This window comes from Biformimicrobium ophioploci, assembly GCF_030270605.1.
Classification (GTDB): Bacteria; Pseudomonadota; Gammaproteobacteria; order Pseudomonadales; family Cellvibrionaceae; genus Biformimicrobium; species Biformimicrobium ophioploci.
Genome location: NZ_BSYJ01000002.1, coordinates 433,833 through 456,664 on the forward strand (window position 1 = coordinate 433,833; position 22,832 = coordinate 456,664).

At 58.5% G+C, this 22,832-nt stretch carries 20 protein-coding genes; 16 read left to right on the forward strand and 4 right to left on the reverse strand.

The features are described 5' to 3' along the window. Positions 1-103: 103 nt before the first annotated feature. The 4 genes from QSJ80_RS05365 (at position 104) to QSJ80_RS05380 (ending at position 5,686) form a co-directional block, all read left to right on the forward strand. A complete protein-coding gene (locus QSJ80_RS05365; RefSeq protein WP_285763314.1) occupies positions 104-922 on the forward strand; it encodes an enoyl-CoA hydratase/isomerase family protein in 819 nt (272 codons plus the stop codon). Continuing rightward, positions 915-2,918, forward strand: coding sequence for an acetyl-CoA carboxylase biotin carboxylase subunit (locus tag QSJ80_RS05370; RefSeq protein WP_285763316.1), 2,004 nt, complete (start codon positions 915-917; stop codon positions 2,916-2,918). The genes QSJ80_RS05365 and QSJ80_RS05370 overlap by 8 nt, the downstream gene beginning before the upstream one ends. Then, entirely contained in the window at positions 2,911-4,719 is a 1,809-nt protein-coding gene (locus QSJ80_RS05375; RefSeq protein WP_285763318.1) for an acyclic terpene utilization AtuA family protein, read from the forward strand. Before QSJ80_RS05370 ends, QSJ80_RS05375 begins: the two co-directional genes overlap by 8 nt. Before the next feature lie 148 nt (positions 4,720-4,867). Continuing rightward, positions 4,868-5,686 carry an endonuclease/exonuclease/phosphatase family protein gene (locus QSJ80_RS05380; protein WP_285763320.1) on the forward strand — a complete coding sequence of 273 codons (819 nt, stop codon included), beginning with the start codon at positions 4,868-4,870 and terminating at the stop codon, positions 5,684-5,686. Between the two features lie 19 nt (positions 5,687-5,705). Here the strand turns inward: QSJ80_RS05380 and QSJ80_RS05385 are convergent, their stop codons facing one another. Together QSJ80_RS05385 and QSJ80_RS05390 are read right to left on the reverse strand one after the other, a co-directional pair. Further along, positions 5,706-6,377: an SOS response-associated peptidase gene (locus QSJ80_RS05385; protein WP_285763321.1), complete on the reverse strand. Its 672-nt coding sequence runs from the start codon at positions 6,375-6,377 to the stop codon at positions 5,706-5,708. Between the two features lie 61 nt (positions 6,378-6,438). Continuing rightward, positions 6,439-8,577, reverse strand: a complete 2,139-nt coding sequence (locus QSJ80_RS05390; protein ID WP_285763322.1) for a S9 family peptidase — start codon at positions 8,575-8,577, stop codon at positions 6,439-6,441. A gap of 214 nt (positions 8,578-8,791) precedes the next feature. Here QSJ80_RS05390 and QSJ80_RS05395 point away from each other — a divergent pair, with 214 nt between their 5' ends. Further along, positions 8,792-9,682: a bile acid:sodium symporter family protein gene (locus QSJ80_RS05395; RefSeq protein ID WP_285763324.1), complete on the forward strand. Its 891-nt coding sequence runs from the start codon at positions 8,792-8,794 to the stop codon at positions 9,680-9,682. Positions 9,683-9,722: 40 nt separating this feature from the next. On the opposite strand, the gene QSJ80_RS05400 is transcribed toward QSJ80_RS05395, so the two are convergent. Continuing rightward, positions 9,723-11,123, reverse strand: coding sequence for a DEAD/DEAH box helicase (locus QSJ80_RS05400; protein WP_285763325.1), 1,401 nt, complete (start codon positions 11,121-11,123; stop codon positions 9,723-9,725). Between the two features lie 347 nt (positions 11,124-11,470). Here QSJ80_RS05400 and QSJ80_RS05405 point away from each other — a divergent pair, with 347 nt between their 5' ends. The 5 genes from QSJ80_RS05405 to QSJ80_RS05425 all read left to right on the forward strand — a co-directional run bounded on the left by QSJ80_RS05405 (position 11,471) and on the right by QSJ80_RS05425 (position 17,131). Then, positions 11,471-12,031: a hypothetical protein gene (locus QSJ80_RS05405; RefSeq protein WP_285763326.1), complete on the forward strand. Its 561-nt coding sequence runs from the start codon at positions 11,471-11,473 to the stop codon at positions 12,029-12,031. A 241-nt stretch (positions 12,032-12,272) separates the two neighbouring features. Next, positions 12,273-12,899, forward strand: a complete 627-nt coding sequence (locus tag QSJ80_RS05410; protein ID WP_285763327.1) for a PhzF family phenazine biosynthesis protein — start codon at positions 12,273-12,275, stop codon at positions 12,897-12,899. After that, on the forward strand, positions 12,892-14,139 hold the full coding sequence (gene egtB / locus QSJ80_RS05415; protein ID WP_285763329.1) for an ergothioneine biosynthesis protein EgtB: 1,248 nt from the start codon (positions 12,892-12,894) through the stop codon (positions 14,137-14,139). Before QSJ80_RS05410 ends, egtB begins: the two co-directional genes overlap by 8 nt. A 20-nt stretch (positions 14,140-14,159) precedes the next feature. Beyond that, positions 14,160-15,137: an L-histidine N(alpha)-methyltransferase gene (gene egtD / locus QSJ80_RS05420; RefSeq protein ID WP_285763330.1), complete on the forward strand. Its 978-nt coding sequence runs from the start codon at positions 14,160-14,162 to the stop codon at positions 15,135-15,137. Positions 15,138-15,226: 89 nt separating this feature from the next. After that, complete coding sequence (locus tag QSJ80_RS05425; RefSeq protein ID WP_285763332.1) at positions 15,227-17,131, forward strand: glycerophosphodiester phosphodiesterase family protein; 1,905 nt, start codon at positions 15,227-15,229, stop codon at positions 17,129-17,131. On the opposite strand, the gene QSJ80_RS05430 is transcribed toward QSJ80_RS05425, so the two are convergent. Next, a complete protein-coding gene (locus QSJ80_RS05430) occupies positions 17,128-18,042 on the reverse strand; it encodes a LysR family transcriptional regulator (RefSeq protein ID WP_285763334.1) in 915 nt (304 codons plus the stop codon). The genes QSJ80_RS05425 and QSJ80_RS05430 overlap by 4 nt on opposite strands. 403 nt (positions 18,043-18,445) lie before the next feature. Here QSJ80_RS05430 and pxpB point away from each other — a divergent pair, with 403 nt between their 5' ends. The 6 genes from pxpB to QSJ80_RS05460 all read left to right on the forward strand — a co-directional run bounded on the left by pxpB (position 18,446) and on the right by QSJ80_RS05460 (position 22,746). After that, on the forward strand, positions 18,446-19,159 hold the full coding sequence (gene pxpB, locus QSJ80_RS05435; RefSeq protein ID WP_285763335.1) for a 5-oxoprolinase subunit PxpB: 714 nt from the start codon (positions 18,446-18,448) through the stop codon (positions 19,157-19,159). Next, positions 19,152-20,141 carry a 5-oxoprolinase subunit C family protein gene (locus QSJ80_RS05440; RefSeq protein ID WP_285763336.1) on the forward strand — a complete coding sequence of 330 codons (990 nt, stop codon included), beginning with the start codon at positions 19,152-19,154 and terminating at the stop codon, positions 20,139-20,141. Before pxpB ends, QSJ80_RS05440 begins: the two co-directional genes overlap by 8 nt. Positions 20,142-20,154: 13 nt before the next feature. Beyond that, entirely contained in the window at positions 20,155-20,913 is a 759-nt protein-coding gene (locus QSJ80_RS05445; RefSeq protein WP_285763337.1) for a M15 family metallopeptidase, read from the forward strand. Between the two features lie 31 nt (positions 20,914-20,944). Next, positions 20,945-21,679 carry a 5-oxoprolinase subunit PxpA gene (locus QSJ80_RS05450; protein ID WP_285763338.1) on the forward strand — a complete coding sequence of 245 codons (735 nt, stop codon included), beginning with the start codon at positions 20,945-20,947 and terminating at the stop codon, positions 21,677-21,679. A gap of 91 nt (positions 21,680-21,770) precedes the next feature. After that, on the forward strand, positions 21,771-22,337 hold the full coding sequence (locus tag QSJ80_RS05455; protein ID WP_285763340.1) for an RNA polymerase sigma factor: 567 nt from the start codon (positions 21,771-21,773) through the stop codon (positions 22,335-22,337). Continuing rightward, positions 22,324-22,746: a FecR/PupR family sigma factor regulator gene (locus QSJ80_RS05460; RefSeq protein WP_285763341.1), complete on the forward strand. Its 423-nt coding sequence runs from the start codon at positions 22,324-22,326 to the stop codon at positions 22,744-22,746. The genes QSJ80_RS05455 and QSJ80_RS05460 overlap by 14 nt, the downstream gene beginning before the upstream one ends. Positions 22,747-22,832 lie beyond the last annotated feature (86 nt).

Genomic DNA, 22,832 nt, shown 5'->3' on the forward strand with positions numbered 1-22,832 from the left:
TACCTCCTGAAACTTGGCACCGCAAGCCTGTCAGATTGACAGGCTTTGCCGCTTCCTGAAGGTCTGTTTTTGTTACAAATGGACAAGGAATGGAGGCGCGGCCATGAATCTACCCCTATGCAACGAGCTGCTGCTGGAACAGCAGGGCCCGGTGCTCAAAATCACCCTTAACCGGCCTGCCCGGCGCAATGCCATGAATGCAGCCATGGTGGCGGAACTGATGGCGGTGTTCGAAGCCATCGAGGGCAGTCGCCAGGTGCGTGCGGTGGTATTGCGCGGCGCGGAAGCCAACTTCTGCTCCGGCGGCGATATCTCCGGCATGCAGTCCGGGGATGGCGATCCCAAGCACGCCATGCGCGCCTTCAACCGCAGCTTCGGCCACCTGATTTCCCGCGTAAACCACGCGCCACAACTTGTCATTGCCGTGCTCGAAGGCGCTGTCATGGGCGGCGGCTTTGGCCTCGCCTGTGTTGCCGATGTCGCCATCGCCGAGCGCGGTGCGCGCTTTGGCATGCCGGAGGCCAGTCTCGGCGTCATCCCCGCACAGATCGCCCCTTTCGTTGTCGATCGCATTGGCCTGACCCACGCGCGGCGGTTGGCGTTACTCGCGGAGCGCATCGACGGTGTCGAGGCGGAGCAGCTGGGCCTCGTGCATCACCTTTGCGAAGGGCAGGAGGCGCTGGAACAGCAACTGACAGCGGTGCTCAGGCAGTTGACCAGGGTTGCCCCCAATGCGCTGGCGGAAACCAAAAAACTGTTACTCGATGTGGCGAGCCTCGAGCGGGAAGCCTTGCTGGACCGCGCCGCAGATGTGTTCGCGGCATGCCTGCTCGCGGATGAGGGGCAGGAAGGTACGCTCGCTTTTTTGCAAAAACGCAAACCGGCCTGGGCAGCAAATGAAAGCGGTGATGCTGATGAATAAAATCCTGGTCGCCAATCGTGGCGAGATCGCGGTACGGGTACTGCGTACAGCGCGAGAGCAGGGCTATCGCACTGTGGCTGTCTACAGTGACGCTGACGCGCAGGCGCCACATGTACGGATGGCAGATGAAGCTGTTTGTATCGGTGGTGCTCGTGCGGCGGAGTCCTATCTCGATATAGAAAACATTCTACGCGCGATTGCCCTGACCGGCGCTGACGCGGTGCATCCCGGTTACGGTTTCCTGTCAGAGAACGCGGCCTTCGCGCGGGCCTGCGCCCAGACTGGTGTGACCTTTATTGGCCCGTCGGCAGAGGCGATTGAGCTGATGGGCAGCAAGCGCCTGTCCAAGCTGGCCATGCAGGCGGCGGGCGTGCCCTGTATTCCCGGATACGAAGGGGCAGAGCAGTCGGATGGAGCATTGATCGACGCCGCTCGCAAGATCGGTTTTCCGGTGATGGTCAAGGCTTCCGCTGGCGGCGGCGGGCGCGGCATGCGATTGGTGTCTTCGGAGGAGGAAATCGGGACCCACCTTGCCAGTGCACGTTCCGAAGCGACCAGTGCTTTCGGTTCCGGCGAACTGATCCTGGAAAAAGCGCTGCTGGCGCCGAGGCACATTGAAGTGCAGGTATTTGCCGACCAGTATGGCAATACGGTCTATCTGGGCGAGCGCGATTGCTCCGTACAACGCCGGCACCAGAAGATTATCGAAGAGGCACCTTCTCCGTTTGTCGACGATACCTTGCGCGAAGCGATGGGGCGCGCCGCCGTGCGCGCGGCGCAAAGCTGCGATTACATCGGAGCAGGCACCGTGGAATTCCTGGTGGATGCGCAGCGTAATTTTTATTTTCTGGAAATGAATACCCGGCTGCAGGTAGAGCACCCGGTGACCGAGATGGTGACGGGACTCGATCTGGTTGCACTGCAGCTACAGGTTGCTGAGGGCAAGCCGCTGCCGCTGGCGCAGGAGGATGTGCGCTTGCATGGGCATGCAGTGGAAGTGCGCCTCTATGCGGAGGACCCGCGCAATGAATTCCTGCCCCAGAGCGGAAGACTCTTGCAGTGGTATGTGCCGGAGCTAGCGGGTGTGCGTCTGGACAGCGGAGTCGGGTCCGGTAGCGAGGTGACGCCGTTTTACGATCCGATGCTGGCGAAGCTGGTTGCCTGGGGTGAAGACCGTACTACTGCCATTCGCCGGCTTGGCTCCGCCCTGGCGGGCATGCAGCTGGTGGGGGTGCATAACAACCGACACTTCCTGCAGGATGCTCTGCAACATCCGGTGTTTGTTGAGGGGCAGGCGACAACGGCATTTGTACCGGAGTGCATGGCGGGGTCATCAGCAACAGCAAGGGTCGTACCTGAGCAGACTTTTGCCATCGCTGCTGCCTTGCTGTTCGCGCGGGCGCTGGTGCCTGCAACCATGCGCTGGCCGGCTTCCATCGCACGCGATGTTTATTACCGGCTGGACATTGAAGGCCAGCAGCAAAGCGTCCAGCTCTCACCCACTGACATTGAGCAGGAATATCGGGTGACCGTTGGGGACGATTCAATTTTTCAGGTGACGCTGCCGGATCAAACCAACGAAGGTTCGCCGGACGTGAGAGAGCTGATTGTCGATGGAGTGCGTCGAAAAATCTGCTCCCATACTGATGGCGTTGGTGCGCATGAGGGTACGCGGGGGTTGTGGCTGGACGATGGCTGCGGTCACTGGCATGTGCGTAATGTCAGTGACAGCCCTGCGGTGAGTGCCGCGGGGCCTGATGCCGCGAACGGGATTGTGTCAGCGCCGATGGACGGAGCCATAGTCGCGTTGCTGGTAGAGCCCGGCGCACGTGTTGTGCAGGGTGATACCGTCGCAGTGCTTGAGGCCATGAAAATGGAGCATCCGCTCAAGGCTGGGCGCGCTGGTAATATCAAGAGTGTCGATGTGACGCCGGGGCAGCAGATCAAGGCTCGCCAGCAGGTGGCCGTCATTGCCGGAGAGGAAGCGGATGGTTGACTCAGGGATGGTCGGGGAGAAAAAAGTACGCATCGGCTGCGCCTCTGCATTTTATGGCGATAGCCAACTGGCAGCGAGGCAGCTGGTAGACGGCGGTCATATCGATTACCTGGTTTTCGATTACCTGGCAGAAGTGACCATGGCGATCCTTTCGCGAGCGAAAAGCCGGGATGACAACCTTGGCTATGCCGTGGATTTTGTCAGTGTCGCCATGCGCCAGGTACTGGCGGACTGTGCAGACAAGGGCATCAAGGTCGTCGCCAACGCGGGCGGTGTAAATGTGCCGGCCTGTATTGCCGCGCTCGAGCGGCTGCGGGACGAGCTCGGGCTGCAATTGAAAATTGCCGGTGTATACGGTGATGACCTCTCCGCAGAGCTGGAAACGTTGCGGCAACAAGGGTTGCCGGAAATGGAAACCGGCGCGCCCCTGCCGGAACGCATTGCCAGCATCAATGCCTACCTTGGTGCGCGCCCGATAGCAGATGCCCTGGATGCGGGTGCAGATATTGTCGTAACCGGCAGGGTGGTGGACAGCGCCGTGGTGCTTGGCCCACTGCTACATGAATTCGGCTGGGGCGATAGCGACTACGACCTGCTCGCGCAGGGTGCGCTGGCGGGGCATGTCATCGAGTGCGGCGCACAGTGCACAGGCGGCAATTTTACGGACTGGCAGCTGGTGCCGGACTTTGCCCGCATGAGTTATCCAATCGCAGAGATTTGGCGTGATGGCACCTTCTCGATTCAGATCACGCCCGGAAGCGGTGGGCTCGTAACGACCGCAACCGTGGGTGAACAGATACTTTATGAAATTGCCGACCCTGCCAACTACCTGTTGCCGGATGTAGCCTGTGATTTCAGTCATGTGCGTCTCGAACAGGTCGCGGAAAATTGTGTACAGGTCAACGGCGCGCGCGGGCGCGCGCCCGGCCCTGACTATAAGGTGTGTGCGACATGGATCGACGGATACCGGCTGATGGGTGCTTTTTACGTTGGTGGTATCGAAGCACCGGCCAAGGCGCGGGCGAATCTCGATGCCTGGTTACGCCGCACCCGTAGCGTATTTGAAATCTTCGGGCTCGGCGATTACCGTGAAGCGAGCATCGAGATTATCGGTGATGAAGACAGTTACGGGGCGCATGCCAACCACTATCCACTGCGTGAGGTGATGGCCAAGTTCGGGGTGCATCACGACAACAAGTTCGCCCTGCAGGTGGCTGCAGCAGAAATTCCTTACCTGGCCACCTCGGCCGCGCCCGGGATGTGTGGCCTCGCCGGTGGCCGGGTAAAGCCGCAGCCCTTGATGAAGGTGCATTCCGCATTGATTGCAAAAGAGGCCGTGCCCGTGACGGTACAGCTAGGCGATGAGGTGTTAATCCAACAGTCTTATCCGGGAACTGATGCAAGTGCGCCATTTGCCGGTGCGACGTTTATGGGCGAGCAACCTCCAGTGGGGCCATCGGATCTGGTAGAGGTGCCGCTGATAAAGCTGGCCTATGCTCGAAGTGGGGACAAGGGCGATCACGCCAATATCGGTGTCATGGCGCGCCGGTCGGAATACCTGCCGTGGATCGCGCAGCAGCTGACCGCACAGGCTCTGGCCGAATACTTTGCCCACCTGTTCAGAGATAAGCGGGGTCAAGTGGAGCGCTATTTCCTGCCGGGACCGGGAGCGTTCAATTTTGTCCTGAAGAATGCGCTGGGTGGCGGTGGTACCGGTTCCGTGCGGCTGGATTCCCAGGGCAAGGCGCTGGGGCAGATGCTGTTGTCCATGACGGTAATGGTGCCCGAGGGGCTGCTTTAGAACTTTGATCTAAGCCTGCGAGCTTTCTTGGGTTAACGGCCTATTTGTGACGCCCCAGACGGTCGGGGTACTGGGATTTTGGTGGAAAAATGAACAGTTTGAGTGTTAAAATCGCCGACCATTTTGCTCAATAGGCAGGTATCCCGGTTTGAAAAGACTGTTACTCCCGATTTGCGCCGCGTTCTTCCTTCCTTTCGGTTTTGCGGACAGCATTGGAATTGACGCTTCGGTCTCCAAATCGGTAGGACACCCGTCCTGTGGTGAGCCACTGGCGCGCCACCTGAGCAAGGCCAGTCTGGATCCGACGGCAATTCGGCTCGTTAACTGGAATATCCTCAAGGGTAACCGGGACGGTTGGCGTGAGGACCTGCATCGTTTTGCCGAAAAGGCGGATCTCGTCTTGCTGCAGGAAGCCACCCATCACATGCTGAAGAATGCGGCGCTGCCAAATCACAGTGCCGCTTTTTCTCAGGGTTACGTGGACGGTGAGCTGAAGACCGGGGTGCTGACCTATAGTCGCGCTCGTGTGGCAGAGCACTGCAGCTTGTCGGCTCTGGAACCCTGGTTGAATACCCCCAAGGCCGTTTCCATCACCGAGCACCCGCTCAAGGACCTGGAACACACCTTGATGGTGGTGAACATTCACTCCATCAACTTCGCGTTCGGGCTGAAAGAATACCTGGCTCAACTGGCGCCGATCGTGGAGATGGTGGCAAAGCATGATGGGCCGGTAATTGTTGCCGGGGATTTCAATACCTGGAGCGCTGCGCGCAGCCGGGAGCTGAACAAGCTGGCTGCCCGGCTGTCCCTGAAGCCGGTGGAGTTTGGCCAGGACCAGCGTATTCGTATTCTGGGCAAGGCGCTGGATCATATTTATGTACGCGGTCTCAAGGCCACGGCCGCGCATACCTGGGATACAGAATCTTCGGACCACAACCCCATGCGGGTCGATCTCACCGTCTTTTAAATTCAGCTAAATTCAGCGCTCAGCGGGCCGGGTCATCGATCGGGTCGATCAGGTCGTCGGCTTGTACCCGCGCGTTGTTCACCTTGCGGCTGACCGGGTAGTAAGTCAGCCCTTCAGACTTTGAAAACGGTATCACCATCTCGGCTTCACGTTGCTCTCCCCGCAGCCACTCTTCCGCCTGATTGAGCTCCAGCATCACCGGTAGCCGGTCGTGGAGTGCTGCCAGCTTGCCTTCGGCAGGTTTGGTAATGATGGTGCAGCTGTAACGCGGCTCTACTTCTGCTTTCCCGTCTTTAGGTTCCCAGGGTTCCCACAGTCCGGCAAACACCAGTGGTGCGTGGCTCTCGTCGTGGATGAAGTAGGGCTGCTTATAGTTACCGAGCTGTTTCCACTCGAAATATCCGCGCGCCGGGATCAGGCAACGGGTGCCATGCTTCCAGGCACCGCGAAAGGTGGGCTTTTCCCTGAGCGTTTCTATGCGGGCGTTGAACGTCGCATAGCTGCTTTCAAAACTGTCCGACCAGGACGGAATCATGCCCCAGAGCATCAGGCGCCCCCCTTCCGCGGTGACCACACCGATATTGGTCGTGGGGGCGACATTGTGACGCGGGTGCTCCGGTCGCGGCCAGTCCTGCAGGAACTCCACCCATCCGTACATTTTGCTGAGGTGTTCTGAAAAACGTCCGCACATGGGGGTTCTACGCCTGCAGTTGAGGGGGGATTAAACCCCGGGCTGGGCCCGGGGCTCCGTATCAGCCATCGAGACCGATCAGGTCCATAAAGAAAGCAAACTCCAGTGCGCGCTCTTTATAACGGCGGTAGCGGCCGGAAGCACCACCGTGACCGGCCTCCATATTTACATGGAAGATCAGCAGGTTTTCGTCGGTCTTCTGTTCGCGCAACTTGGCGACCCACTTCGCCGGTTCGAAGTATTGCACCTGGGAGTCGTGCAGGCCTGTTGTCACCAGCAGGTTGGGGTAGCCCTGTGCCTTTACCTGGTCATAGGGCGAGTAGGAAAGCATGTAGTCATAGCTGTCCTTGTTATTGGGGTTGCCCCACTCATCATACTCGTTGGTGGTGAGCGGTATGCTCGCGTCGAGCATGGTAGTGACCACATCAACAAATGGTACGTGTGCCGCGACGCCGCGATACAGTTCCGGTTGCATATTGACCACGGCTCCCATGAGCAGGCCACCAGCGCTGCCACCTACGGCGAAAACCTTGTCTGCCGCGCCATATTTTTGCGTCACCAGGCCCCTGGTTACATCGATATAGTCGGTGAAGGTATTGATCTTGTTGAACATCTTGCCGTCTTCATACCAGGGGCGACCCAGTTTCTGGCTGCCGCGAATATGCGCAATTGCTACGACGAAACCACGGTCGAGCAGCGACAGGTAGTGCGACCGGAAATACGGGTCAATGGTGCTGCCATAGGATCCGTATGCGTATTGGTAAATTGGATTGGTCCCGTCTCGCTTGAAACGGTCTGCGCGATAAACAATAGAAACGGGAATCTGCTCGCCATCTCTTGCTGTGATGCGAATACCTTCCGAACGATAGTCGGCCGGGTCGAAACTACCGAGGACTTCGGTCTGCTTGCGCAAGGATTTTTCGCCGCTGGCCAAAGCCACATCGAATATGGTGTAAGGCGTGGTCAGGCTGGAATAGCCGATACGTACCGTTTCTGAAGCAGTGCTGGGGTTATCCTCGAAATTCACTGCATATACCGGGTCATTGAACTCGAGGTATTGGTCACTACTGCCATCGTGGGCGATCACACGGATCCGCGCCTGGCCTCCCTCTCTCTCGTTCAGTACCAGATAATTTTCGAAAAGCTGGAAGCTGTTGAGTAACACCGACTCCCGGTGAGGTATCACTTCCTGCCACTGGCTCCGGTCCTCCGGGTTGTTTTTGGGTGCCCTGATCAGCCTGAAGTTGATCGCGTCGAGGTTGGTAAGGAAGTAATAATAGTCACCAAGGAGTGCGGCCTGATATTCGTGGCCCGCTTCCAGTGGCAGTATTTTCTCGAATTGACCATCCGGTGTGTCAGCCGCTAGTGCGGACTGCCCTTTGGTGGTCGTGGAGGCGTGGTAGATAAACAGGGTGGATTCGTCCCGGGACTTTCCGATGCCGGTGTAGTAGGTATTGTCTTTTTCCTCGTATGCGAGGGTATCCTGCGCCTGGGGTGTGCCTAGCTTGTGACGCATCACCTTATAGCCGAGCAGAGTTTGTGGGTCTTTCGCGATATAGAAAAGAGTTTTGTTGTCGTTCGCCCATACAATGTATGGCTCCGCATTGGTGATTTCGTCTTCCAACAGTTGCCCGGTTTCCAGGTCCTTGAACCGGATTGTGTAAAGGCGACGGCTCACTTCGTCTTCCGCGTAGGCCAGAATCCGGTTGTCCGTTGAGACTTCATAGTTACCAACGTTGTAGTAATCCTTTCCTTCTGCCATCTGATTGACATCCAGCAGGATTTCCTCGGTGGCGCCTTGCTTGTCTGCCGTACGGGCAATTACGGGGTACTCGCCCCCGGGGATATAGCGGGACTGGTACCAGTAATCGTTTTTCAATACGGGGACCGTAGTGTCATCCTTCTTCAGGCGGCCAACCATTTCTTCGTACAAGGCTTCCTGAAGGCCGTTAGTGTGGCCGAGCATGGCTTCCTTATATATGTTTTCTGCCGCGAGGTGTGCGAGGACTTCAGGGTCTGCACGCTTGTCGTCGCGCATCCAGTAATAGTCATCCACGCGCTTGTGCCCGTGGATCTCCATCTCGTGTGGTACTTTCTTGGCTACAGGAGGGGAGGGAATCTTGGCTGTAGTGCTCTCTTGTGGCTGCCCGCAGGCTACCAGAGTGGCCGCCAGAGTTGCGGTCAGAATCCTGGATTTCATGGGAATCTCCTTTTTGTCATGGAGACAACGCTACCGTATTTCGATCTTGTGGCAAATAAAGATTCGTTACGTCATGTCGATAGTGTGCGCCATCACCGCTTCTACGGAGGGCAGGCATATATCCCGGGCAGTCTTCCACGAAAGGGCATAAACTGGGCAATTATATGAGGCCGAGAACGCTGCCTGGCAGCGACTGAGAATAACGAGAAGACTTATGGAAGCCGGTTTCCTGACCAAAGTGGTACTCCCGATCTCACTGATCATTATCATGCTCGGCATGGGTCTGTCCCTGGTCCGGGATGATTTCGCACGCATCCTCAGGGAGCCGCGCGCCGTTGCGGTGGGTGTGTTCTGCCAGATGCTGGTATTGCCCGCGGTGGCGCTGGCACTGGTGTTCCTGTTCGGGCTTCCGGGCGAGCTGGGCGTGGGGCTGATGATCCTCGCATTTTGCCCGGGCGGTGCCACCTCGAATATGTTGAGTTACCTGTCGCGCGGCGATGTCGCGCTCTCCATCACGCTTACGGCAATTGTCAGCGTGGTGGCGCCCTTCAGCGTGCCGCTGTTGACGGCGCTGGCGATGACCATGCTCATGGACCAGTCCCAGCAGTTTGCCATCCCGGTGGGGCAGACCATCGTGCAGTTGCTGGCCATCACGATTGTGCCGGTGATCGTCGGTATGCTCATACGCTGGAAATGGCCGGGTTTCGCTGCGCGCGCCGAGCGCCCGGTGAAAATCTACTCGGTGGTGATTCTGTTTGTGATCATTGCCGGAATTGTGTTGAAGAATAAAGACAATATGGCCGGCTTCTTCGTACAGACCGGTGCGGCAACGCTCGCTCTGAATGTAGTTACTTTATTGGCCGGCTATTTTATCGCGCAGCGCATGCGGCTCTCGCGCAGGCAGGCGATTACAGTCGCGATTGAAGGGGGCGTCCAGAACGGAACCCTCGCTTTGTTTGTGACCGGTACCCTGCTGAGCAGCAGCGTGATGACGATACCTGCGGTAACTTACAGCTTGCTGATGTTTGCCACGGGAGGCCTGTTTGGCTGGTGGATAAACCGGGGCAGGGCAGCAGGTGCCTCTGCCGAGGCACCTGCTGGATAAGCTGCCCGCAGGCAGCGTGTACAATCAGGCGGGAAGCTGGTTAGGCAGGCTGTCTGCTACGGTTACCGCTGGGACGGCGGCGACGTTGCCCGGCGCGATTGCCATTCGGGTCATTGCGGTCATTGCCGGACTGGGCACCACGGGCCTGGGATGTGCCACGGCGCTGCTGGCCGTTACCCGCGCTTTTACCGCCGTTGCCATTGCGGCCTTCGCTATTACGGTTTTCATTTCTATTGCCGTTACCGCGATTCTGTTGCGGCTTGCGCTGCGGATTACCACGCTGACCGCGGGATTCCGGCAGTGCGTGATCCGGTTCAAAACCCTCGATTTCTTTCCGCGTCAGCTGCTGGTTGATCAGCCGCTCGATCGCGGCCAGCTGCTTGATCTCGTCTGCACTGACCAGTGAAACCGCCTGGCCATCGGCGCCTGCGCGGCCGGTGCGGCCGATGCGGTGCACATAATCTTCCGGCACATTCGGCAGGTCGAAGTTGACCACCTGTGGCAGCTGGTCGATGTCGATGCCGCGTGCGGCGATATCCGTGGCCACCAGCACACCGATCTTGCCACTCTTGAATTCCGCCAGCGCCTTGGTGCGCGCATTCTGGCTCTTGTTGCCGTGAATGGCTGCCGCGCGGATACCATCCGCTTCCAGCTGCTTGGTGAGGCGGTTGGCACCGTGCTTGGTACGGGTGAAGACCAGTACCTGGTGCCACTGGTGTTCGTGGATCAGGTTGCACAGCAGATGCGGCTTGCGCGATTTGTCCACCGGGCAGATCCACTGCTTGACTGTCTTGGCTGTCGAGTTGCGCGGGGTTACCGAGATTTCGAGCGGGTCATTGACCAGCCCCTTGGCCAGTGCGCGGATCTCGTCCGAGAAGGTCGCAGAAAACAGCAGGTTCTGGCGCTGCTTGGGCAGGATGCGCAGGATTTTCTTGATGTCGTGGATAAAGCCCATATCCAGCATGCGGTCTGCTTCGTCCAGCACCAGGATTTCCAGCTCGTCGAATTTCACGGCGCCCTGGTTGTAGAGGTCGAGCAGGCGGCCCGGGGTTGCTACGAGCACGTCCACCCCACCACGCAGGTGTGCGATCTGCGGGTTGATCTTGACTCCCCCAAACACAACCGTGGATTTAATCCGCTTCATATAGCGGCTGTAGGTCTGCACGCTCTCACCAACCTGGGCGGCCAGTTCGCGGGTGGGGGTCAGCACCAGTACGCGGGCCTGGCGGGCACCAACTGGTTTCGCATTCGAAAGCTTCTCCAGGATCGGCAGGGTAAAGCCGGCGGTTTTACCGGTACCGGTCTGGGCTGCGGCCATCAGGTCGCGACCGGCGATGACCGGTGCGATGGATTTGGCCTGGATCGGAGAAGGTGTCTCGTAGCCTTGTGCTGCCACGGCCTTAAGGATCGGCGCAGACAGGCCGAGTGCTTCAAAACTCATTCAATAGTCTCTCAATTGTGGGTAACTGCTTGGTCAGATGCGGTTACGGCATGGGTTTCCGCAGTGACATCACAAATCAGGAGACAGGAGCATGCGGGTAGGGGCTGAAGGATTGCTTCAGGGTGTGCACTGTACAGGAAACAGGCAGCAGATGCCATTTATTTGAAACAGGCGTCCGAGGTAATGTCCTTGGCAGGCGTTTTTCGACCTGCCGGTAATGCCGGGTAGCCTGCCGCCGCGGTCGTTGCGAATACGGTGGGACGCACCTATTTTTAAAAGATCCTGTTCCAATTTTCCGCAAATCTGAAGAGGGTACGGCGGGAAAATCATTGCCGGAGTTCTGTACCATGCAACGCACTCTTTCAGGCCTGGTGTTTGCCGCCCTGGGCGGACTTATATTGGTGGCTTCCCCTCTTGCTGGCGCGCAGGGGATGACGGACGAGCAGAAAGCGTTTTATGCGAACCTGCGCCAGTTATGCGGCGCGACTTTCCGCGGCGAATCGGTATTTCCGAAGAATCCGGACGACGGTTTTTTCGGCCGGCGCCTGGAGGCTGTGCTCAGTGTGTGTCGGGATGACCAGATACAGATCCCGTTTCATGTCGGCAGTGATCATTCCAGGACATGGATCATTTCAGTCCAGGAAACCGGCCTGCTGCTCAAGCACGACCATCGCAAGAAAGACGGCAGCCCGGATGAAATTACCAACTATGGCGGTTGGGCCAGTAAGGACGGCACGGCTTTTCAGCAGCGGTTTATGGCGGACGATTTTACCGCGCAGCTGATTCCTGCGGCCAAGGGTAATGTCTGGACGATTCAGCTGGACCAGGATGGTGGCGGTTTGCGCTATATCCTGCATCGCGACGGAAAGTTGCGGTTTGAAGCGCGTCTCAGGCGGGTAGAACCCTGATAAGGCGGAGACGCCAGGACTGAAGGTAACCGGAATAGTGTAACGATCCGGGGGCGGGCCGATCCTTTTATCAAGCGATACCTGGTACCTGCGCGCATTTGCGAGCGGCTCATTGAGGGGTAATCCCTGTCGCGTCAGCGTGGCCGAGTGCGCGCCGCCTGAACTTTTCTCGAAAGGCCCTGAATCCTTATCACCTGAAACCCGCTGTTTCACCTGGTCGACCGGGGCTTGTGAGGCAGCTGTGGCCTGCTTTACACCCGCCAGTGACCCCATCCAGTGCTGTGGCCACGGGCTGTTGAGCTGTGCTGCCTTGTGGATTGACGTCTGGGGCCAGGCTGGCACCTTGCTCAACGGCTCGCAGCAGGTGCCCTGCGAATTGCACGGTGACCGAATCTGGATCAGCCTGCCCGAGCTCACTCTGGAACCCGTCTGTGTGCCTTCCTGGCTCGAAACACTGCTCGCAGTGGATGTCGACGCATGTGCGTTGGCGGGCTATGACACCGGGTACCTGGTGGTGGAGCTGGAGCGGGGTACGGATCTCGCCGCGATACCCGCGCCCGGCATTGCGCTGGGGAGACACACACAGCGCGCGCTGGTGCTGACTTGTGAAGAAGAAACACCCGCGGGTGCTGCAGATACACACGCGGACGTGCTTTGCCGCTATTTTGCTCCCCAATATGGTGTTCCGGAAGACGCAGCCACGGGCTCCGCTATGCGTCTCCTGTCCACATACTGGCGCCAGCGGGGATTGGGACCGGCGCTGCGTGCGCGACAGTGCTCGGTGGAGGGCGGCCTGTTACTGAGTGAATCGCGCGATGGGCGCTGCTGGGTTGGCGGCGCGGTAATCGGGGGGCGCCGGCATGATTGAGGCGCTACTCGCACAGTATCGTCAGACCCGCGCGCTTTCGCTGTCCTGTTGCGAGCCGCTCGCACTGGAAGACTACGGCCTGCAGGCCGAAGCTTTCACTAGCCCGCCCAAATGGCACCTGGCCCACACAACCTGGTTCTTCGAAACCTTCCTGTTGAAGCCTTTCTCTCCTGGCTATGTATCGCCCGAACCCGCTTACGAGGTGCTGTTCAATTCCTACTACAACGGCGTGGGCGAGCAGTTTCCGCGGCCGCAGCGGGGGCTTTTGTCGCGCCCCACCGTTGAGGAAGTCGGGGATTATCGACGCCAGGTGGATACCGCGATGGAGGGGTTGCTGGCGGACGATACCCATCCCGAGCGCGATGAGATCCTGGAACGTGTGAAGCTGGGCATCGAGCATGAGCGCCAGCATCAGGAATTATTCTTTACCGACCTGAAATACTCACTCGCCGTTAATCCCTTGTTGCCGGCATACATCAGGGGTGAGATGGGAGTGGCAGGCATTGCCGGAGCCCCGTGCTGGCTAGGTTATGAGGGCGGCCTGAGCGGGATCGGTTATCGCGGTGAAGGGTTCTGTTTTGACAACGAGCTGCCGCGGCACCGGTCCTGGCTGGAGCCATTCGAGTTGTCTGGTCGGCTGGTGACCAACGGCGAATATGCACAGTTCATTGAAGACGGAGGCTACCGTCGCCCTGAACTCTGGCTGGCAGACGGCTGGGCAACCGTCCAGGCGTCCGGTTGGACGGCCCCACAGTATTGGCTTGAGCGTGATGGTGTCGCGCTGGAATACACGCTGTATGGCGCAGTAGCGCGGCGGGATGACTTGCCTGTGTGTCATGTCAGTGGCTACGAGGCGGACGCTTTTGCCCGCTGGGCCGGGGCTCGCCTACCCACGGAGCAGGAATGGGAGCTGGCAGCCAGCAAAGCCGCACCGCCTTCGGACGGCGTCGGGACCGGGCATTATCACCCGGGTGTGGCAGGGCAGTGCGGCGAACTGCAGCAGCTCTACGATGCCTGCTGGCAATGGACACGCAGTGCGTACAGCCCTTACCCGGGTTACACGGCTTCAGCCGGCGCAATCGGCGAATACAACGGAAAATTCATGAGTAACCAGTGGGTATTACGCGGTGGTTCCTGTGTTTCCACCGCGGGCCACTTGCGCCCGAGCTACCGCAACTTCTTTTACCCTCAGGACCGATGGCAATTCAGCGGCATTCGCCTGGCCCGGGACCCGCAATGACGGTCAAGGAAAAATTATCTATGGACAAGCGAGTGCAAGCGCCTGTGAATGTACATTTCCACAATCTGCATCCTTCTGTCGGCGACAGTCGTAGTGAGATTCTGCAGGGGCTGCAGGGGAAGCGTAAAACCATCAATCCCAAGTGGTTTTACAATAAAGCCGGATCAGCCTTATTCGAGCAGATCACCCGGCTGCCCGAATATTATCCAACACGGACCGAAATTCGCATCCTGCAGGAAAACCGCCAGGAAATCAGCGCGCGCTGCGGTCACGGTTGTGTATTGATGGAGCCGGGTAGCGGCAACTGTGAAAAGGCCCGGCTATTGCTTGATACATTGCAGCCTGCGGCCTATGCGCCGCTGGATATCTCTGCAGGTTTTCTCGAGGAGGCCGCGACGCGGCTGGGCAACGAATATCCCTGGCTGAAGGTGCATGCGGTGTGTGCGGATTTCAATGATGGCTGGCCCTGCGAGGAGGCGCTCCCGGCAGGCAAGCGCGTGGTTTTTTACCCCGGTTCCACTATTGGCAACCTGGAGCCAGAGAGCGCCCGCAAATTCCTGTGTCGGGTGAGGAAACTGATTGGCGATGAGGGTGGGCTGCTGATCGGTGTCGACCTGCACAAATCTGAAGCGCGCCTGAATGCTGCCTATAACGATGGGGCCGGTGTGACGGCCCGCTTCAACCTGAATGTACTCAATCATGTGAACCAGCTGTTGGATGCGGAGTTTGACGAAGCGCAGTTCAGTCATCGTGCCTTCTACAACCGGGATCATCGGCGTATCGAGATGCACCTGGTGAGCGAACAGGCCCAATCCGTACGTTGTGGCGGTGAGGATATCGCGTTTGCATCCGGTGAGACGATTCACACAGAGAACTCCTACAAGTACACTGTGAAAGACTTTGCCGAACTGGCTGGTACAGCAGGGTTGACGCTCGCGCAGAGTTGGCTGGACCCGGACAGGCTGTTCAGCGTGCACTATCTTGAGTCTGCCGGCTAGGTTCAGCTTTTTTATTGACAGGTTTCTTTAAACATGAGAGTGCTTATGTAAAAGTTCTCATATAAAAGTGCTCATATAAAAGTTCTCATGTGAAAGCTTATCGAAATATGGCAGCGGCCCTGGCGCATGACTTCAGGGTAAGCTGGCAACAATTACTCAAGACACACCTGCTTTATGAGCTGATCGCAGCAATCTTGCTGGTTCCGGTCGGTGCGCTCCTGCTGAACCTGGTACTCTGGCTGCTGGGTAACCCGGCGTTGACGGATGAAGATATCCTGCTGTTTGCCCTGAACCCGCTCGGTGCTGTCGTGCTGGTCGCCGTCATCACGCTGGGTGTGGCAATCTTTTCCCTGCGCAATCTCGCCCTGATCTGGATTGGCTACCGCGCAGCGCACAACCATCGCAGTAACTATATCCTCGCGCTGACTTTTGTTAATCACCATTTTTGGGGTGTTGTCCGGTATGTCGGTGTCGTGGTTTTCAGGGTGGGGCTACGGGTTGTGCCCTATCTGCTATTGTGCGCGGCCACGGTTTACCTGCTGCTGGACCAGTACGACATCAATTACTACCTCTCCGAGCGGCCACCTGAATTCTGGTGGGCACTCGGGCTGATCGTCCTGTTTACCGTGGTATTACTCTGGAAACTCTGGGGCCTGCTGATCAGCTGGATCTTTGCGTTGCCACTGGTGACGTTCCGCGGCAAGAAGCCAGCCGCTGCACTGGCCCACAGTGAAACACTGACCCGTGGCTACCGCATTGAAATCACCGCTTTCCTGCTGGCCTGGCTGGCCTTTGCCGTGCTCGTCTATCTGCTGTCCTACGGCCTTTTCGGGGTGCTGGTACATTGGGGTACCTCGGTATTTTTCCTGTCGGGTAGTGAGTCCTGGACTGCCAGTGCCGCGTTGGTACTGTTGATGATACTCGGTGCGCTGATCAACTGGTCGGCATCGTTTGTGGTGACCGCGAGCTACTGCCTTTTGATTGCGCGCCTCTATATGCAGTTTCGCATTCGTCACTATGGCCAGCCCAAAGCGATCAATACCAAGCCGGCAACGAATTTCACCAGGGTATTGCTGAGCCGGATTTTCCCGAGGCGGCGTTTTACCGGGATACATATTTTCGCCGGTTTGCTGGTTGCGCTCGGGTTCGCGAGCGCCATCTCAGCAGAGTTGTTTGGCAATCTCAAGCCTGAAGACCGGGTTGGGATCATTGCGCATCGGGGTGCCTCCTACGACGCTCCGGAAAACACCCTTGCGGCCATCGAGCTGGCACTGCAGCAGGGTGCCGATACCATTGAAATCGATGTGCAGCAGACGCTCTCCGGTGAAATCCTGGTGATCCATGACCGGGATTTAAAGAAAGTTTCGGGTGCCGATACCCAGGTCAGGGACCTTACCGCGGATGACCTTGCCCGTTTTGATGTGGGGGCCTGGAAAGGCATAAGCTATGCCGGGGAGCGGATTCCGACGCTGCAGCAGGTTCTGGATGCGGTGAAGGGCAGGGCGCAGTTGTTCGTGGAGCTGAAGTATTACGGCCACGAGCAGGGCTTTGAGCAGGGAGTACTGGCGTTGCTGGACGGTACCGGCATGCAGGACAGCGCCCACATCATCTCCCTCAATCCGCGCGGACTTGCCGCGGTTCGGGCGCTGGACGATGGATATCAGCTTGGCCTGCTGACATCGGTCAAGCTGGGGCGGATGCTGGATATGGATGTCGATTTCTTTTTGGTCAACCGGGTAATGGCAACCCGCGGCTTGGTGAAGGCAGCGCAGAAACGTGGCAAGCGACTGGTGGTGTGGACAATCAATGACGACGTAGAGATGTCGGCGATGATCAGCCGCGGGGTGGACGGCATTATCACGGATCGGCCGGACCTTGCCCGGCACGTACTGGACCGGCGCAGGGAACTCACGCTGGCCCAGCGCGCCCTGGTCGGCTTCGCGGAGGTATTTGATCGGAGTATCGACCTGCCGGAGTGGCTGGAGGCCGATTAAGCGGCGGTCGAATTTTCCGCGAGTATGTCGGACAGTTGCTCCAGCAGCATCTGGCCTGCGGGCCCCAGCACCTTGCGGCGCGACCAGATCAGGTCCGTGCAGTAAGGGAAGGGCGTGAGCTGGAATTCTGACGGCAGCTCAACCACCTTGCCCGAAGCGATATGTGGCTGTGCGATATGGCTCGGCGCAAAGGCCCAGCCCAGTCCCATGGCTACCAGCTCGATCAGCAGCGTGTGGTTTTCCACATACCAGCGGCGGTCACTCAGGTCACTTTCCGGGAGTTTGTTTCTTTCCGCCTCTGAGCTGGTGCGCAGATGCAGGTGATCTCGCAGGTCGTCGATGGTGACTTTACCGAGCTTGGCAAGCGGGTGGTTCGCGCCGGTGATCAGACGGGAGCTGCACTGGCCCGCGCCGCGGAAATCGAATTCATCCGGGTAATCGCTCTGGCTGAGAATAATGCCGATATCGGCCTCGCGGCTCCTGATCATGTTCTCGGCCTGTTCGCCGGTGGCGTGCAGAAGATTCACGGAAACGGTGCTGAACTGCCGCCGGAAGGGCAGCAGGCAGGCCGTCAGGTGATCGAACGAAATCGCGGCCTCATCCACGGCAAGCGTCAGCGACTCCTCCACGCCAGAAGTCAGGCTTTCACTCTTGGCCTCGAAGCGGGAATAGGAGTTCAGGAGTGCGCGCACGTCTTGCAGCAAGCTTTCCCCGGCGGCAGTGAGGACCGGTTCGCGCCTGGAGCGGTCGAACAGCACCAGCCCGGTATCAATTTCCATATTACTGATCAGCCCGGAGATGGTGGACTGGGCTTTGCCCAGGTGCCGTGCAGCGGCCGAAAAGGAGCCTGTGCGTGCGGCGAACTCGAAGGCTTCGAGTTGCTCGGGGGCGACAAACATGCGGGATTTCATCGTGCTCTATGCTCCATGCTGAGACACAGCGGCTCTACCTACCATAGGTTCATAAAATAAACACTAGTGAGGTGAAAGTGAAGGTGCATATCGGTCAAACAGATAGAAGCTGTGCGTCTTTTTTGTGCAAATCGGCTTGCGACAATGTTTGGCAGGAGAATTGGGTTCGGATTATCGGTCCGGCCGATAGTGGGTATTTTCCGAAATACGGCCGGAGGTAGCATCCTTGCCACCGGAATTATCCATTCCGACCGTTGTGTAAGAAGTTCCCGAACTTCACCGCTCGCCGGGCATTGCCCGGCATTTTTTTGCCTGCTGATCGGGTAGGCGGGCTGGCAGATGGATCTCCGGTTGCAATTTATAGTGTGGCGTTCACGATAGGCGTTAAACGAAAGCGCGTGCAATGGAGCTGGCAGAAGTGCAGCCTGAAATCATACCCTCGGGAGATGAGGCCCTGACCGTGTATCTTGCGGAGTCGCCCGGCGAACAGGCGCTGGGCCGCGTATTGCAGTTCTGCGAGGCATTGCGGCAACGCTCGGTGGCCGGTGTAACCGACCTGGTGCCTTCCTATACCTCTGTCGCCATCTATTACGACCTCAGCATCATTGATTACACCAGCCTCTGTAAATTGGTTCGGGAGGTGATCGCCAGTTTGCACGCAGAGAGCGGGACATTGACGTCTGGCCGTGAGCTGGTATTACCCGTCTATTATTCTGCTGAAAGCGGCCCGGACCTTGAGCGGGTGGCTGCCCATAATAACTGCTCTGTCGACGATGTTATCAGCTTGCATAGCGCGGCCACCTATCGGGTCTATGCGCTGGGATTCAGGCCGGGGTTCGGTTTTATGGGCATGGTGCCCGCCAAAATTCGCACGCCGCGGCTGGATAGCCCCCGGCCCGCAGTTCCGGCCGGCTCGGTTGCGCTGGCGGAAGCCCAGACTGCTGTATACCCGTTACAGAGTCCCGGTGGATGGAACCTGATCGGCCTCTGCCCCGTGGCGCTTTTTGACCGTACCTGTAACCCGCCGTCAATTTACCTGCGGGTGGGCGACAGGGTCAGGTTTGAGCCTGTCGATCGCGAGCGTTACCTCGAGCTCGGCGGACGGCTCGATGGATAAACCGGAATCACTCGCAGCAGTTACTGTTGAACGTACAGGCCCCATGGCCCTGATACAGGACAGTGGCAGAGCCGGACGGCAACACCTCGGGATCAGCGTCGGTGGCTCGGCAGACCACCATGCGGCAGGCTGGGCGAACGCACTGCTTGGCAACCCGGGAGATGCCGCACTGCTCGAAGTGTGCCTCGGTAACCTTGCGTTGCGGTTTGACCGGGCCACGGCGATCGCGGTCTGCGGGGCCGATTGCGGCTGGCAATTGAATGGACGCCCGCTCGCCAACTGGTCGGCAACCAGGGTGCCTGCGGGCAGCCTGCTTGAATGCGGGCCTGCCAGGAACGGCATCCGCGCATATCTGGCCATTGCGGGGGGTATCTTGTCAGATCCGGTCTGGGGTAGCCGCGCGACGACGGTAGGTGAGGGCCTTGGCGGCCTCAATGGCGTACCGTTGCGCAGCGGAGATGTGCTTGCGGTTCCCGCGTATGATATTACCGGCCGCGACGGTAAACATGGTGCCGTCCCCGCGGCGCAACAGCGCCGCTATGGCAAAGCGCTGGTGCTGAGGCTGGTGCCGTCGAACCAGTACCTGCAATTTACGGCGGAGGCGCGCAGGCAATTGTTCCGCCAGGTTTTTCAAGTCTCGCCGCAGTCTGATCGCATGGGGGTGCGTCTCGATGGAGAGGCGCTGGAGGCGCCTCCTGCAAACATGACTTCCGAGGGCGTTGCCCTTGGCGTGGTTCAGGTACCGGCGGGCGGACAACCGATCGTATTGATGCAGGATCGCCAGACCATCGGCGGTTACCCGAAAATCGGGCACGTGTATACCGTGGATCTGGACTGGCTGGCGCAGGCGGTCCCCGGTACTGAAATTACGTTCGAGCCCGGCACCCTCGAGGAGTCGCAGGCACTGCTGCTACAGCAGCGGGAACTTTTCATGAGCCGTGACAGCAGTCAGTTTCATGAAAATGGTTTTAATGGGAAATAAAGCAGAAAGTTCCATGAGAAAATTTATTCGAGATTTATTGTTCGCACTGCCTGTCGTCGCAGCGGGTTGCGGTGCGCCGAATGGTGCCGGTGAGCGCGGTGAGCAGTCTGCCAGTGCAGCGGAAAAAGGTGCAGTGGAAAAAGGTGCAGCGGTAAAACCTGGTGCAGCGTTGGTGTCACTCGCGGATATCGCGCCCGGTGTGGAAATCGAAATGCGCTATCTGGGACGGGATAATTTTACCGGCGCGCCAGTGCCGGGTTATCTGGCCAACACCTGCCTGTTGACCAAACCTGCTACGGAGGCGCTGGCGCGGGTACAGGCCTCGCTCGAAGGGCAGGGTTACGGTTTGCGCGTCTACGATTGCTTCCGCCCGCAGCAAGCGGTCGATGCGTTTGTCGACTGGGTTGGGAACGGCAGCGATGCGATGAAAGCGGTTTATTTTCCGGCCGAGGAACGTATGCAGCTGATTGAGCGTGGTTATATTGCCGATCGCAGCGGCCACTCCCGTGGCAGTACGGTGGACCTGACGCTTGTTGCGAAGCATGCAGGTGGTGATGCCAAAGTACTGGATATGGGGACCCCCTGGGATTTCTTCGACCCGGCTTCGGCCACGGCCTTTGCGGCTATTCCGGCAGAGGCTGCAGAAAACCGGATGAAGTTACTGGCAGCGATGCAGGCCGCCGGTTTCAAGAATTATGCGCAGGAATGGTGGCACTTCACGCTGGTGGATGAACCCAACAAGACCGAGTACTGGGATGTACCGGTACAGTAACCTCCAGTTTCTGACCGGCAGGGGGAGATGAATGAAGCTCAACTGTGATCTGGGCGAGGGGTTCGGGCGCTGGTCCATCTGCGACGAGCAGCAGGTGATGCCGTATATCGATATGGCCAATGTGGCCTGCGGTTATCATGCCGGCGACCCGCTCACAATGCGCGCCACAGTGCGACTGGCCCTGCAGCACGGGGTGCAGGTGGGAGCGCACCCCTCCTATCCCGACCTGGCAGGTTTTGGCAGGCGTTCGATGGAATGCAGCAGTGGCGAAATCACGGCCTTCACCCTGTATCAGATTGGTGCCCTGCGGGAGATCTGCCGGGCGGAGGGCGGCAAGCTGTCCTATGTAAAGCCCCACGGTGCGCTCTACAACGATATGATGAAAGACATCGTCGTGATGCGTGCACTGATGACCGCAATAGCGCAAGCCGGCGGTGACCTGCCTCTGATGATACTGGCAACGGCAGACCGGGTGCAGCATGAATCCCTGGCGGCGGAGTACGGTGTAAAGCTGCTGTTCGAGGCCTTTGCCGACCGCCGCTACACCGCAGATTGCCGCCTGATGCCCCGGTCCGAGCCGGGTGCCGTTCTGTCTTCCGAGGCGGACATCCTCAAGCAGGTCCGCCACCTGGCTAATGGCAGCGTGACAAGCGATACGGGAGAGGAGATTGCGCTGTTAGCCGACTGCCTGTGCGTGCATGGGGATAATGAAGAAGGAATAGCCATGATCAAAACCATCCGCGCCGTTTTGGCGGGGGGCGACTGAACAGGCTGGCCAGAGAACCGCAATCAGTTATATCCTGCCGTACAGAATAAATCGCAATAAATCATCTGGTTGTGCTGCAGGGCTGATCATTTTGAGTAAAAAACAGACGGATATAGATGTTCGACTGGCCAGAACGGTACGGGAAACCCGTACCCAGTTGCTCGCTGCCCTTGCCCGTATGCTACCCATGCCGGAAGCTGAGGAAGTGGTGCAGGAGGCGTACCTGCGCCTGTTTATGGCATTGCAGAAAAGCCCTGAAATCGAAATCCGGCCCTATATCTTTCGCGTCGCCCGCAACCTGGCCATCAGCCGCCTGCGGCACCAGCGTGTCGTGCATGAACACGCCTCGGCCGTGGAGATGGCAGCGGAAAACCTGCAGCAGCGGCCAAATACTGAGCACGAAGTTTGCAGTGAGCAGGATAAACAGTCCCTGCTCGCAGCCATCAACAGCCTGCCTCCCGCCTGTCGCCAGGTATTCGTGTTCCGCAAGATCGAGGGCATGTCGCACCGGGAGATTTCAGAGCGTATGGGTATCTCTGTAAAGACGGTAGAGAATCATATTGCCCGTGGCATGCGCCTGTGTCGTGAATATTTCATCCGGCCTGCTGCAGTTGTGGATCACTGCCCGGCCGGGGAGGCGGATCATGTCGCTGGATGAGTGGATCTGCTACGGCATCCCCGAGGAGACGCAGGCAGAAGCATCGGGGTGGATTGCACGCCTGGACGGGGATGATGTTTCTGCAGAGATGCGGAGCCGGTTTTCCCTCTGGCTGGATGCGGACCCGACAAATCGCTGGGCCTACGAGGAACTGTCTCTGGTATGGGCCAGGGTGGCGACGCTATCGGACAGGCGCGCACAGATACACGAGTCCAAGGTGCTGATCTTCCCCACCCCGGATACGGCCCCTGTCCAAAAAGTGAGCAAGCATTCCTGGTGGCAGTCTGCGGCGGCAATCCTGCTGATCGTGGCCGGCTTTTCTTTTGCCTGGCTCTCCCCGGTTCCGGTAATTGAATCGGGCAGCACGGAAAACACACAAGCCGATCACTTTTTGTTCGGATTTGAATGAATTTTCAATTTTCTTTAGGGGGTTTTCCCGCCTGAACCGTCTTCTTTCCCAGTAGTCATGAAATATAAATAGAAATAGAAATAGAA